The sequence below is a fragment of the Labrys sp. KB_33_2 genome (assembly GCF_052114505.1).
In the GTDB taxonomy this organism is placed as follows: Bacteria; Pseudomonadota; Alphaproteobacteria; order Rhizobiales; family Labraceae; genus Labrys.
This window is the reverse complement of sequence record NZ_JBFREW010000006.1, coordinates 318,604-331,648: the sequence shown is the minus strand read 5'-3', so window position 1 is coordinate 331,648 and position 13,045 is coordinate 318,604. Positions and strand designations below refer to the sequence as shown.

Below are 13,045 nucleotides of genomic sequence, written 5' to 3'. Positions count from 1 at the left end.
CCGATACCTGACGTGTGATCGTTGCTTTGCGCCCATGCTGCCGGTGAATTGAGGCGCGACTGGCTCGCGCGGTGGCGTTTTCAGGTTTCAGCCATACCGGCTCAGCCCCAGATCCGAGACGTCGATCTCCGGCTTCTTGCCGCCGACGATATCGGCCATCACCCGGCCGGAACCGCAGGCCATGGTCCAGCCCAGCGTGCCGTGGCCGGTGTTGAGCAGCAGGTTCTTGTAGCGGGTGCGGCCGATCACCGGCGTACCGTCCGGCGTCATCGGACGCAGGCCCGACCAGAAGCTCGCGGCGGCGAGATCGCCCGAGCCGCCGAAAAGATCGGTCACCGACTGGGCCAGCGTGTCGCGGCGGGCCGGCGGCAGGTCCTTGCTGAAGCCCGAGATCTCGGCCATGCCGCCGACGCGGATGCGGTCACCCAGCCGGGTGATCGCGATCTTGTAGGTCTCGTCCATGATGGTGGAGACCGGCGCGCGGCTCTCATCGACGATCGGAATGGTGAGGGAATAGCCCTTGATCGGATAGACCGGCACCTTGAGGCCGAGAGGCGCGACGAAATCGGGCGTATAGCTGCCGAAAGCTGCGATATAGGCATCGGCCTTCTCGACGCCGGCACCGGTCTCGACACCCTCGATCTTGTCGCCCGCGAACAACAGCCGCTTGACCTCGACACCGTAACGGAAGCGCACGCCGAGCGTTTCGGCGAGCTGTGCCAGCGCTCCAGTGAATTTGTAGCAATCACCGGTCTCGTCATTGGGCAGCCGCAGGCCGCCGCGGATCAGGGAGCGAACATGGGCGAGAGCGGGTTCGGCGGCGATGCAGCCATCCGCGTCGAGGACCTCGAAGGGAACACCGTCGCGCTTGAGCACCTCGACATCCTTGCCGATGCCGTCGAGCTGCTTTTGGGTACGGAAGAGCTGCAGCGTGCCCTGCATGCGCTCGTCATAGCTGATGCCGGTGGCGGCCCTCAGCTCGATCAGCTTGTCACGGCTGTATTCGGCAAGGCGAACCATGCGGCTCTTGTTGATCGCATAGCGCTCGGAGGTGCAGTTGAGCAGCATGCGCCAGACCCAGGCGACCATCGCCGCATCGGGGCGGGGGCGCAGGATCAGTGGAGCGTGTTTCATCAACAGCCACTTGATCGCCTTTTGCGGGATGCCTGGAGCCGCCCAGGGCGAAGCATAGCCGGGGGAAACCTCGCCGGCATTGGCGAAGCTGGTCTCGAGAGCCGGGCCGGACTGGCGATCCAGCACGACGACCTCATGTCCCGCCTTCGCCAGATAATAGGCGGAGGTCACTCCGATCACGCCGCTGCCGAGAACCGCGACCTTCATTTATGCCCACACTCCTGCTTGCGCCGCGCCAATACGGTCAGCGAATCCAACGATTCGCCCAGCTTTCGCTTGGCTGATAGCGCAAGTCAATTACAGGCGGCTATCGGCTAATTGCCGCGACCTTGCCGCGCTCGATCGCCAGCGCGAGCTTGCCATGCTTGAGGGCGAGCGCCTTCTCGCCGAACAATTCCCGGCGCCAACCATGCAGCGCCGGAACGTCGGCGGTGTCGCTGTCGGCGATCATGTCGAGGTCATCGGTGGTGGCGATGACCTTGGCGGCGACGCCCTGGCTTTCGGCTACCATCTTCAGCAGCACCTTAAGCAGTTCGACGGTGGCGCCGGCTCCGTTGCTCGCAATGCGCGGGGGAGCCTGGCGCGGCAGGCTGGCGGGATCACGCGCGAGGCCCGCCTTGACTGCCTCGATCAATTCCAGGCCAGGACGGGAGCGCTCCCAGCCTTTGGGGATCATGCGAATGCCGGCGAGTTTCTCCGGCGTGTCAGGGGCCTGCAGCGCGACTTCGGTGATGGCGTCATCCTTGAGCACGCGCGAGCGCGGTACATTCTTGGACTGGGCCTCGCGCTCGCGCCATGCCGCCACTTCGATCAGAACGGCGAGATCACGCGGCTTGCGCACGCGCCCACTGACCCGGCGCCAGGCATCTTCGGGGGCCTGCCGGTAGGTATCGGGCGATGTCAGGATAGACATTTCGTCGCCAACCCAATGGCTTCTCTTTCTTTTCTCAAGCGATGCCGCAAGCTTGAGATAAACGTCGCGCAAATGGGTGACATCGGAAACGGCGTAATTGATCTGCGCGGGGGTGAGGGGGCGCTTCGACCAGTCCGTGAAACGAGAGGACTTGTCGATATGGGCGTTGGTGATGCGCTGGACCAGTTGATCATAGGCAATGGAGTCGCCATAGCCGAGCACCATGGCGGCGACCTGCGTGTCGAACAGCGGTGCGGGAATGAAGCCGGCCAGGTGCCAGACGATCTCGATGTCCTGCCGGGCGGCGTGGAAGACCTTCAGCACCTTCTCGTCGCGCAAGAGCTCGAACAGGGGGGCAAGGTCGAGCCCCTCGGCCAGGGCATCGATGACCACGGCTTCCTCGGGGCTGGCGACCTGGACGACGCAGAGCTTGGGCCAGAAGGTGGTTTCACGCAGGAACTCCGTGTCGACGGTCACGAACGCATGGGCGGCGAGACGGGCGCAGGCGGCTTCCAGATCCTGGGTTGTGGTGATGATGACGGCGGGGTGGGCGGAAGATTGTGGCATGAATATGCTTATCGGGCACGCAGCGTCACATGGCAAGGTTTTAGGCCCTGAATGCACGTTCAGGGCCGTCCGATACCGGAGAAGGCAAGCTCAACCTTGACGGCGACCGTGGCGTTGGGGTCTATGACCTCAAACTCCAGAGCGAAGCGCGTTTCGGCGAAAACGCACTTATACTCTGGCACCATAATTTGACGCGTCTTTGCGATTCTCGGTGATACCGTCCAATCGCAAAACACTTTGTCCGGAAAGACAGCCCTATGCACCGTTACCGTTCTCACACCTGCGCCGATCTTCGCCTCGACCACGTTGGGCAGGACGTGCGGCTTTCCGGCTGGTGCCACCGCATCCGCGACCATGGCGGCCTGCTGTTCATCGACCTGCGCGATCATTACGGCCTGACCCAATGCGTGGTCGATCCGGATTCACCGGCCTTCAAGGTGGCCGAGACCCTGCGCTCGGAATGGGTCGTGCGGGTGGACGGCAAGCTGCGCAAGCGCCCCGAAGGCACTGAAAACCATGAAATGCCGACCGGTCTGGTGGAAATCTACGTCACCGAGATCGAGGTGCTCGGCCAAGCGGCGGAATTGCCGCTGCCCGTGTTCGGCGACCAGGACTATCCAGAAGAGACGCGCCTCAAATATCGCTTCCTCGATCTCAGGCGCGAACGCATCCACAACAACATCATGCTGCGCGGCAAGGTCGTCGATGGCATGCGCACCCGCATGAAGGCCGCTGGCTTCAACGAATTCCAGACGCCAATTCTGACGGCCTCCTCGCCGGAAGGCGCGCGCGACTTCCTGGTGCCCTCGCGCATCCATCCCGGCAAGTTCTACGCTTTGCCGCAGGCGCCCCAGCAATATAAGCAGCTTTTGATGATGGCGGGCTTCGACCGCTACTTCCAGATCGCTCCCTGCTTCCGCGACGAGGATCCGCGAGCCGACCGCTTGCCGGGCGAGTTCTACCAGCTCGACCTCGAAATGAGCTTCGTCACCCAGGAAGACGTCTTCGCCACGATCGAGCCAGTGATCACCAGTATCTTCGAAGAATTCGCCGGTGGTAAAAGCGTCACCAAGGGGTGGCCGCGCATTCCTTATGCGGAGGCGCTGCGCAAATATGGTTCGGACAAGCCGGATCTGCGCAATCCGTTGATCATGCAGGAGGTCTCCGAGCATTTCCGTGGCTCGAACTTCAAGGTCTTCGCGCGCATGCTCGAAGATCCTGCCAATCAGGTTTGGGCCATTCCTGGGCCTGGCGGTGGCCAGCGCACCTTCGCCGACCGCATGAACTCCTGGGCGCAAAGCGAGGGGCAGCCGGGCCTTGGCTATATCCTCTTCTTCGACAAGGCGACCGACGAGACCAGCAAGCAGGCGGATCCGAATGCCGAAGGTATCGGCGCCCGCGGACCGATCGCCAACAATATCGGACCTGAAAGGGCGGAGGCGATCCGGCTGCAGCTCGGCCTGAAGGCCGGCGACGCCGCCTTCTTCGTCGCAGGCGATCCGAACAAGTTCTACAAGTTCGCCGGCGCCGCCCGCACCAAGGTCGGCACCGATCTCAAGCTGGTGGACGAGAGCCGCTTCGAGCTCGCCTGGATCGTCGACTTCCCGATGTTCGAGTGGAACGAGGACGAGAAGCAGGTCGATTTCGCGCACAATCCCTTCTCCATGCCGCAAGGAGGCCTCGAAGCGCTTACCACTCAGGATCCGCTGTCGCTGAAGGCCTATCAGTATGACATCGCCTGCAACGGCTTCGAGATCGCCTCGGGCGGCATTCGCAACCACAAGCCGGAAGCAATGGTGAAGGCCTTCGAGATCGCCGGTCACAGCGAGGAGACGGTGATCGAGCGCTTCGGCGGCATGTACCGGGCCTTCCAGTACGGCGCGCCGCCGCATGGCGGCATGGCAGCGGGTGTCGACCGCATCGTCATGCTGCTCGCGGGTGAGCAAAATCTGAGGGAGATCTCACTGTTCCCGATGAACCAGCGTGCCGAGGATATCCTGATGGGCGCTCCCTCCGAGGCGACGCCCAAGCAGCTGCGTGAGCTGCATATTCGTCTGAACGTCCAGGAAAAATAGCAGCCTTAGGGCTGGCGGCCGCGACGTCATGCGCTAAAACGAACAAGGCCAGGGCCGAGTAGGCCCGCGGCCCAGAGCGTCTACCGATTTGAGGAAGCCACCGAGAATCGCAAAGACGCTTCAGTCAATCCGTCGGATTGGCTTGGAAACAAAGAGCTGGAGTAAGGCAGCGTTCTGTCATGAGCGCATTTTGCTCCAGCCAACAGGACGGGAAACGCAATGTCAGATGTCCAGCCCGGCTCGGCACCTCCCACGAATTCCTCGACCATGTCCGAGGATCTGCGAACTGGGGCGTTGATCTATCATCGCTATCCCAAGCCGGGGAAACTGGAGATCCAGGCGACCAAGCCGCTCGGCAACCAGCGCGACCTTGCTCTGGCCTACTCGCCTGGTGTGGCCGCCGCCTGCGAGGCCATCCACGCCGATCCGCTCGAGGCCGCCAACCTGACCGCGCGCGCCAATCTTGTCGCCGTCGTCTCCAACGGCACCGCCGTGCTCGGCCTCGGCGACATCGGCCCGCTCGCCTCCAAGCCCGTGATGGAGGGCAAGGCGGTCCTGTTCAAGAAGTTTGCCGGCATCGATGTCTTCGACATCGAGATCGCCTCCAGGTCGATCGAGGAGATCGTCACCGTTGTCGCGGCGCTGGAGCCGACCTTCGGCGGCATCAACCTCGAGGACATCAAGGCGCCCGAATGCTTCGAGGTCGAGCGCCTCCTGCGTGAGCGCATGGCGATCCCGGTCTTCCATGACGACCAGCATGGCACCGCCATCATCGTCGGTGCCGCCGTGCGCAACGGCCTGGAACTCGCCGGCAAGGCGATCAGCGAGGTCAAGATCGTGGCGTCGGGGGCCGGCGCGGCGGCCCTGGCCTGTCTCAATCTCCTGGTTTCGCTCGGTGCGAAGCGCGAGAACATCTTCATCTCCGACATCAAGGGGGTGGTCTATAAGGGCCGCGCCGAACTGATGGATCCCTGGAAGGACGTCTACGCCCAGGAAACCGAGGCGCGCACCCTCAACGACATCATCGAGGGAGCCGACGTGTTCCTCGGCCTCTCTGCCGGCGGCGTGCTCAAGCCCGAGATGATCGCGCGCATGGCGCATAATCCGCTGATCATGGCGCTCGCCAATCCGTTTCCTGAGATCATGCCCGAACTCGCCAAGGCGACCCGCCCGGATGCCATGATCTGCACGGGGCGCTCGGATTTCCCGAACCAGGTCAACAACGTCCTGTGCTTCCCCTACATCTTCCGCGGCGCCCTCGACTGCGGGGCCACCACCATCAACGAGGAGATGAAGCACGCGGCCGTCGAGGCGATCGCGGCCCTCGCCCGCGAGACACCGTCGGATGTGGTGGCGCGCGCCTATGGCGGCGAGAGCCGTCGCTTCGGCGCCGATTCCCTCATTCCTTCGCCCTTCGATCCGCGCCTGATCCTGCGTATTGCCCCGGCCGTGGCGCGGGCTGCCCAGGAAACCGGCGTGGCGACCCGTCCGATCACCGATCTGGAAGCCTATGCCGAGAGCCTGACGCGTTTCGTCTTCCGCTCCGGCTTCGTGATGAAGCCGCTGTTCACCGCCGCCAAGGCTGATCCCAAACGCGTGGTCTATGCCGAAGGCGAGGACGAGCGCGTGCTGCGCGCGGCCCAAGTCTTGTTGGAGGAGGGGCTCGCCCGCCCGATCCTGATCGGTCGCCCTTCCGTGATCGAAACCCGCATCCAGCGCTTCGGCCTGACGATCAAGCCGGGGCAGGATTTCGAGGTGATCGATCCAGCGGATGATCCGCGCTACAAGGATTACTGGTCGCTCTACCACCATCTGGCCGGGCGCGGTGGTGTTACGCCGGACACGGCGCGTACCATCGTGCGCTCGAACACGTCGGTAATTGCGGCGCTGGCCCTGCATCGCGGCGATGCCGATGCCATGATCTGCGGGCTGGAAGGGGCCTATATGCGCCATCTGCGCTATGTGCGTCAGATCATCGGCCTGGCACCCGGCGTACGCGATTATTCAGCCCTGTCCCTGGTGCTGACGGCCAAGGGCGCATTCTTCATCTGCGACACCCAGGTCAAGCCCGACCCCTGTGCGGAGGAGATCGCCGAGATGGCGATCCTGGCGGCCGAGCATGTCCGCCGCTTCGGCATCGACCCGAAGATTGCCCTGCTGTCGCATTCCGATTTCGGCTCCTATGACACCGAGGCGGCCCGCAAGATGCGCAGGGCTCTGGAACTCCTGGTCGAGCAGCGCCCCGATCTGGAGGCCGATGGCGAGATGCAGGCGGATACGGCGCTGGATGAAAGCCTGCGCGACCTCAAGCTGAGTTCATCGCGGCTGCGGGGCGAGGCGAATGTGCTGGTCATGCCTAATCTGGATGCCGCCAACATCGCTTTCCAGCTCACCCGCATGCTGGCGGATGCCCTGCCCGTCGGCCCGATCCTGATCGGTGCCGCCAAGCCGGCCCACATCCTCAATCGTGCCGTCACGGTGCGCGGCGTGGTCAACATGACGGCCGTGGCCGTGGCCGAGGCGCAGGCCACGCAGGGGTGATGCCGAAACGCCGGGGTCGCAAGCGTTCCCGGCGTTTCACCTCAGGACAGCATCTGGCCGAGGCCGCGTATGGTGTTCCAATTGCGCGCGGTGCCGATGCCGAGCCGTTTGGTGGAGAGGGCGCCGGCCAGGCGGCTTTCGCTCGGGCGTCCCGCGAAGGCGATCCATAGATCGCCTTCGACCAGGGCAAGGCGTTCGCCCTTGTCGAGATAGCGCTCCAGCTTGTTGACCAGAACGTCCTGGCCGAGCGGTGCGCGCATCAAACGGGCAATGACGAGGCTGCCGTCACGCTCGGACTCGACCGGAAACGGGTTGCCGGCAACCGTGCGCAGCCAGTCCTCCGTGCTGCGTATGATGATGTCGACATGTTTGCCGTAATGGCTCAGGAAGCCGGCCTCCAGCCGGGTTTCGAGGGTCGTGATGTCTTGTTCGGGCGCTTCGAAGACGAGATTGCCGGTCGAGGCCAGGGTACGGGGATGCTCAAACCCGCAGCCAGTGGCGATCGCGCGCAATTCGTCCATCACCACCCGCCGCTGCGGCGTCAGCACGATGCTGTAGAGGAGGGCGACATAGCCGGCCATGGCAAGGGGTTCGTCGGCAAAGGGTTCGTCGAAATTGTCCGGCAGGTCTTGAGGGCCCGCCGGCTGGCAAGAAAATCAGGAAGAGGCCACCGGCTGGAACCGCGTTTCGATGGATTCCACATCACCCCGGGTGGGCAGCTTGGCTTCGTTGCCGAGAAACTGGATCGCGTGGGTAGATGCACCGCGCGCGAAACGGAAATGCTCCTCCCAGCGCGACAGGGGGCGGCTGAGATAGGAATACATATAGGCGCCATGGAAGATGTCGCCGGCGCCGTTGGTATCGACCACCGCGGCCTTGGGCACGTTAAGCGCGGGCAGGCGCTGCACCTTGCCGCTCTCGTCATACCACAGCATGCCACGCTCGCCGGCAGTCACGCCGGCGATCTTGCAGCCCTTGCCCTTAAGATAATCGAGCATCTCGGTCTCGGACAGGTTCATTTGCTCGCACAGGCGCTCGGCCACCACGGCGACATCGACATAGTTGAGCAATTCGTCGGTGTTGGAGCGCATGCCACCGCCATCGAGCGAAACCAACCGGCCGAGCTTGCGGAATTCCTTGGCATAGTAGAGCGCGGCATCCGCCAGATGGCCGTCGAGATGCAGGGCGCGGCAATTGCCGAGATTGAGATGCGGATAGGGATGCAGATAGTCATCGTCGCGGGCGCGAACGATGGCGCGCTTGCCGTCCTTGGGCATGATGAAGGAGAGCGAGGAACGCTTGACCTTGCGAGGATGGACGGAGATGCCGTACTTCGCCGCCATGTCCATGAACATGCGGCCGAGCCAGTCGTTCGAGTTGGTGGTGATCAGATCGGGTATCACACCAAGCTTGGCGCAGCAGAAAGCGGCCGTCGTGGCGTTGCCGCCGAATGCTACGGCATAGTCCTTGGCTACCGACTTTTCATCGCCGCGCGGCATGTCATCCGCCACGAAGGTCACGTCGATATAGGCATGGCCGATGAAGAGCGCTTCCATCGCTTGTCGCTCCAAACTATCTAGATTTCCGTACATTCCCGCTTAATCGTCATGGCGCGCTGGTGCAAGCGGCCTTTTCGCAGTTGCGAGAGAAGCGCTGTTCAAGGCTACTTTCCGACCCTAGAAAGGCACTGGTACACGAAGGGGAACTTGTCTTCGCCGTAGAAGTTAGTATGTCGGTAAGATGCGTCATTTCGGTTGAGTCGGTAGTGAAATGCTCCGGCCCGGGCTGAAAGCGATGGCATCTGAAGCACGAGCTATCCTTACCTAGTCATTCATCTCCGGTTCATGGTGTGCATGATGTAAGAATCGGGCTTTGCACTCGGTTGTATCTGTATATGATCGATACGGATCGGCATCCACGGAGGATCTCCCATGAAGAAGCTTTTGATCGTAGCAGCTGCAGGGCTTTTGCTCGCGGGCTGCTCGGAATATTCGCGCGGTGACCGCGCGCTCGGTGGCGCTGCCATCGGTGCTGGTGGCGGCGCGCTGATCGGTGGCCTGGCCACGCGTTCGGCCGGCGGCGCCATCGTCGGTGGTGTGCTCGGCGGTGCTGCCGGTGCCATCGTCGGTGCCGAAACCACGCCGCGTGCTTGCACCCGTCGTTACTATGACTACTACGGCAACGTGCGGTATCGCCGCGTGCAGTGCCCGTAAGGGGTGAGATCCCTTAGAGCAAAGCGCGTTTTTGAAAAAACGTACTTTTGCTCTAACTCCTTGTTTGGACGCGTCTTTGCGATACTTGGCGATTTCGTCGGATTGCAAAACGCTTTGAGGATTTTTCATCTGACGCAAGTCGCACCCACGCAGTCCACTGCGTGGGTTTTTCTATGGAAAGGCCAGCCTTGTCGTTCTCCGATCTGACCTTGCCGGGTTTGGGCGTGTTGGCGTGGGCCTATTTCTATTCCGAATGGGCCGTGCGCCTCGTCATGATCGTGGTGGTGCCGTTCCGTCGCAATTCGGACGCGGCGCGAAGCTGGCTGCTGCTGGTGATGTTCCTGCCCTGGCCGGCGCTGGTGCTTTATCTCCTGATCGGGCGCGCCACCTATCCGCGCTGGCGGCGTAAGCGTTTCGAGCGCCTGCCGGATATCCTGAGCCTGTCCGCGGACAAGGTTCGCGAACTCACCGAAGTCGCGCGCGAGCGGCTGCCCCGGCGCTTCACGCGTGCCGCGGTGCTGATCGAAAGAGTGGGCAAGCTACCGGTCGTCGATGGGGCGAGGGTGGATTTCCTGGCCGACTATTCGCGGATGGTCGATCGGCTGGTGTCCGACATCGACGCCGCCCAGCATCATGTCCATCTACTATTCTACATCTTTTCCGACGACGAGGTCGGACAGACGGTGATGCAGGCCCTTGGCCGCGCCCAGGCCCGTGGCGTGAAGTGCCGTGTCCTCATCGATGCCGTCGGTTCCAGGCAATGGGCACGCAGCGTACTGACGACGCTTGCCGAATATGGCGTCGAAGGCCATCCCATACTTCCGGTCACCTTCTTCCGGCGCAAGTCGGCGCGGGCAGACCTGCGCAATCATCGCAAGATTGCGGTGATGGACGGGCGCGTGGGCTATGTCGGTTCTCAAAACATCATCGCGGCCCGGACAGTCCTCGACATCTCCAACCAGGAGTTGATGCTGCGCCTGGAAGGGCCAGTGGTGTTGGAACTGCAAGCCGTCTTCATCGCCGACTGGTTTCTGGAGACGGAGGAGGCGCTGCCACTCGACAGCGTGATGTCGCCGACATCGGCCTGTGGCACGCTGGCCATGCAGGTGTTGCCGAGCGGGCCGGATTATCGGATCGGGGGCATCGAGAGCCTGATGGTCACCGCCATTCATTCGGCTCTGCAGCGGGTGGTGATCGTCACGCCTTATTTCATTCCGAGCGAGGCCGTCCACAAGGCGATGCAGATTGCCGTGCTGCGCGGCGTGGCCGTGCATCTGGTCGTGCCCAAGGTTTCGGACCATCGCATCGTGCGTTTCGCCCAGCAGTCCTATTATGGGGGACTGCTTGCGGCAGGCGTGAACATCCACCTGTTCCGGGACAAGTTCCTGCATGCCAAGAACGTGTCGATCGATACCGAAATTGCCCTGATCGGCTCGAGCAACATGGACATGCGCTCCTTCGTCCTGAACTCGGAGGTTACGGTCGTGATCTACGATCGCGAGGTCACGCTGCGATTGCGGCGCATGCAGGACGACTATTTCGCGGGCAGCGACAGGCTCGACCTTGGAGAATGGCGCCGGCGTCCCTGGATCCGCAAGGTCGCCGAGAATCTCGCGCGGCTCGTCAGCCCGCTTCTATAGCGGAGCGTCGCCAACGGCCAGGGAGCGCGCGGACCGGGGCGCACAGACCTGGGCCAGCAGCGCTATGATCACGGTGAAGATGGCGGCCACGTAGAAGATACCGGCGAACGAGGTCACATGGGCGACGGTTCCAAGCAGCGGCGGAGCCACCAGCAGGCCGGCGTAGCCCATGGTCGATACCGTTGCGATCTGCACCTCCGGGCGGGGCATGGCGCCGGCCGTGCTGAACAGGACAGGCACCACATTGGCAAAGCCGATGCCGGTCAAGCCATAGCCGACGATGGCGACATAGACATTGCCGGAGAGAGGCCCCATCAAAAGCCCGATCACGGCGAGCAGGCAGCCGCCCCGGACCAGATAGACGCCGTCGACATGGCGGCGGATGGGATCACCCAGAAAGCGCACGCTTGCCATCGCTCCCGCGAAAGCGGCATAGCCGACATTGGCAAGTTCCTGGCCCGCTCCCAATTGCTCGCGCAGGAAGACGGCCGCCCAATCCAGCACGACACCTTCTCCGCTGAAGGCGAGGGCAGCCATCAGGCCGACCACGACGGCAAGGAGGGCCGGACGCAAGGAGGGTGATTTACCGCCGCCGACAGCAGCCTCGACCTTGCCGGGGGCAAGGCCTCTCTGTCCCCAGGCGAAGATCGCGACCAACCCCACCGTGATGATCAACGCCTGGGAAGCGCCATCGGTCCAGCGCAGCAACAGGGTGGCGATACCGGCTCCGGTCAACCCTCCGAGGCTCCACATGCCGTGGAACGAAGACATATAGGGGCGCCCGACCTGCTTCTCGATCCTGGCTGCATCGGCATTCATCGCCACATCCATGCAGCCGCCACTGGCACCGAACAGGAAGACGACGGCGGAGAGAAGCCAGACGTCTGGCATGAGGGGAATGATCGGCAGCAGGGCCGCGAAAATCACGCCACTCAGCCGGATGAGTGCCGCCGTGCCGATACGCTGGATGATCCAGCCGCTGCCGGCCATGGCGAGCACGGCTCCGGCGCCGAGCATCAGCAGGACGATGCTCAGCACGATGGGGTCGAGCCCCAGCCGTTCCTTGGCGAGAGGGATCTGCGTGGCCCAGACGCCATAGAGCGCGCCATTGACGTAGAAGCTTGCGGCGGTCGGGTGCCAGACCTGCCAGCCAGGCCGATAAAGGGACGTTTCAGACAAGGTGGATCTCCACGCCGCTTTCGCTGTAGCGCTGCAGGATTGTGTTCGAGCTCGCATTCTCGGTGACCATGTGATCGAGGCGATCGAATGGCATCACCTGATAGGCCGAGCGTGTGTCGAGCTTCTCGGCGGTGATCAAGGCCACCGTCGAGCGGGAGGCGGCGACCATGGCGCGCTTGAGACAGGCATCGTCGTGGTCGACCACGGTTACGCCCTCGACCCGATCGACGGCGCAGGCGCCAAGGAAGCATAGATCGGGCTTGAGGAAGGCAACCTGTTCGAGCGCCCCGGCACCGCTGGCGCTGCGGGACTGGGTATCGACCTGCCCGCCGATCAGCACCAATTTGCCGACGCCGCGGTCGAGTACGGCGACTGCGATATCGGGCGAGGGGGTAATCACGGTGAGGCCGGCCTCGACCGGAAGCTGGTGCGCCAGCATCAAATTGCTGGTGCTCTGGTCGAGCAGGACGACCATGCCCCGTTCGACGAAACGCAAGGCGTAGCCCGCCAGCTGTTTCTTCTGCGCCTCGCTGCTGATCAGGCGCCGATCAAATCGATGTGAAGTACGGGACTTGCGCAAGGCGCCGCCATGCACGCGCTCGATCAGGCCGGCGTCGGCGAGTTCCTTGAGGTCGCGGCGGATGGTGTCCTCCGACACCGCGAAATCCAGCGCCGCCTGGACGGAAGCGATGCGACCATCCTCTTCGATACGCTGCAGGAGCAGGCGCTGCCGCTCGGCAGGTATGAGGCTGGCGTCGAGAAGGTTGGAGATTTCCATGGCGG

General features: G+C 63.2%; 10 protein-coding genes. 4 read left to right on the top strand and 6 right to left on the bottom strand.

Features of this window, described 5'->3' with window-relative positions:
- Positions 1-87: 87 nt before the first annotated feature.
- Together AB4037_RS13840 and rnd are read right to left on the bottom strand one after the other, a co-directional pair.
- Positions 88-1,341 carry a D-amino acid dehydrogenase gene (locus tag AB4037_RS13840; protein ID WP_441771897.1) on the bottom strand — a complete coding sequence of 418 codons (1,254 nt, stop codon included), beginning with the start codon at positions 1,339-1,341 and terminating at the stop codon, positions 88-90.
- A gap of 100 nt (positions 1,342-1,441) precedes the next feature.
- A complete protein-coding gene (gene rnd, locus AB4037_RS13835; protein WP_434956692.1) occupies positions 1,442-2,614 on the bottom strand; it encodes a ribonuclease D in 1,173 nt (390 codons plus the stop codon).
- Between the two features lie 257 nt (positions 2,615-2,871).
- Here rnd and aspS point away from each other — a divergent pair, with 257 nt between their 5' ends.
- Together aspS and AB4037_RS13825 are read left to right on the top strand one after the other, a co-directional pair.
- Positions 2,872-4,689, top strand: a complete 1,818-nt coding sequence (gene aspS, locus AB4037_RS13830; RefSeq protein WP_441771896.1) for an aspartate--tRNA ligase — start codon at positions 2,872-2,874, stop codon at positions 4,687-4,689.
- Between the two features lie 219 nt (positions 4,690-4,908).
- On the top strand, positions 4,909-7,230 hold the full coding sequence (locus AB4037_RS13825; protein ID WP_434956690.1) for an NADP-dependent malic enzyme: 2,322 nt from the start codon (positions 4,909-4,911) through the stop codon (positions 7,228-7,230).
- Between the two features lie 41 nt (positions 7,231-7,271).
- On the opposite strand, the gene AB4037_RS13820 is transcribed toward AB4037_RS13825, so the two are convergent.
- Together AB4037_RS13820 and AB4037_RS13815 are read right to left on the bottom strand one after the other, a co-directional pair.
- The gene (locus tag AB4037_RS13820; RefSeq protein WP_434956689.1) at positions 7,272-7,811 is read right to left on the bottom strand and encodes a DUF1697 domain-containing protein; all 540 of its coding nucleotides are present in this window, start codon (positions 7,809-7,811) and stop codon (positions 7,272-7,274) included.
- A 75-nt stretch (positions 7,812-7,886) separates the two neighbouring features.
- The gene (locus tag AB4037_RS13815) at positions 7,887-8,786 is read right to left on the bottom strand and encodes a sugar kinase (RefSeq protein WP_434956688.1); all 900 of its coding nucleotides are present in this window, start codon (positions 8,784-8,786) and stop codon (positions 7,887-7,889) included.
- Between the two features lie 375 nt (positions 8,787-9,161).
- Between AB4037_RS13815 and AB4037_RS13810 the strand changes: the two genes are divergently transcribed.
- Both AB4037_RS13810 and cls read left to right on the top strand, forming a co-directional pair.
- The gene (locus AB4037_RS13810; RefSeq protein ID WP_105862901.1) at positions 9,162-9,443 is read left to right on the top strand and encodes a bacteriocin; all 282 of its coding nucleotides are present in this window, start codon (positions 9,162-9,164) and stop codon (positions 9,441-9,443) included.
- A 188-nt stretch (positions 9,444-9,631) separates the two neighbouring features.
- Entirely contained in the window at positions 9,632-11,083 is a 1,452-nt protein-coding gene (gene cls / locus AB4037_RS13805; RefSeq protein ID WP_434956687.1) for a cardiolipin synthase, read from the top strand.
- Here cls and AB4037_RS13800 read toward each other — a convergent pair.
- Together AB4037_RS13800 and AB4037_RS13795 are read right to left on the bottom strand one after the other, a co-directional pair.
- Entirely contained in the window at positions 11,078-12,262 is a 1,185-nt protein-coding gene (locus tag AB4037_RS13800) for an MFS transporter (RefSeq protein WP_434956686.1), read from the bottom strand. The genes cls and AB4037_RS13800 overlap by 6 nt on opposite strands.
- Complete coding sequence (locus tag AB4037_RS13795) at positions 12,255-13,040, bottom strand: DeoR/GlpR family DNA-binding transcription regulator (protein WP_441771895.1); 786 nt, start codon at positions 13,038-13,040, stop codon at positions 12,255-12,257. Before AB4037_RS13795 ends, AB4037_RS13800 begins: the two co-directional genes overlap by 8 nt.
- Positions 13,041-13,045 lie beyond the last annotated feature (5 nt).

Bases quoted from the DNA above. Each gene is read 5' to 3' on its own strand.
- AB4037_RS13840 (WP_441771897.1), bottom strand. From the start codon at position 1,341: ATGAAGGTCGCGGTTCTCGGCAGCGGCGTGATCGGAGTGACCTCCGCC.
- rnd (WP_434956692.1), bottom strand. From the start codon at position 2,614: ATGCCACAATCTTCCGCCCACCCCGCCGTCATCATCACCACAACCCAG.
- aspS (WP_441771896.1), top strand. From the start codon at position 2,872: ATGCACCGTTACCGTTCTCACACCTGCGCCGATCTTCGCCTCGACCAC.
- AB4037_RS13825 (WP_434956690.1), top strand. From the start codon at position 4,909: ATGTCAGATGTCCAGCCCGGCTCGGCACCTCCCACGAATTCCTCGACC.
- AB4037_RS13820 (WP_434956689.1), bottom strand. From the start codon at position 7,811: ATGGCCGGCTATGTCGCCCTCCTCTACAGCATCGTGCTGACGCCGCAG.
- AB4037_RS13815 (WP_434956688.1), bottom strand. From the start codon at position 8,786: ATGGAAGCGCTCTTCATCGGCCATGCCTATATCGACGTGACCTTCGTG.
- AB4037_RS13810 (WP_105862901.1), top strand. From the start codon at position 9,162: ATGAAGAAGCTTTTGATCGTAGCAGCTGCAGGGCTTTTGCTCGCGGGC.
- AB4037_RS13795 (WP_441771895.1), bottom strand. From the start codon at position 13,040: ATGGAAATCTCCAACCTTCTCGACGCCAGCCTCATACCTGCCGAGCGG.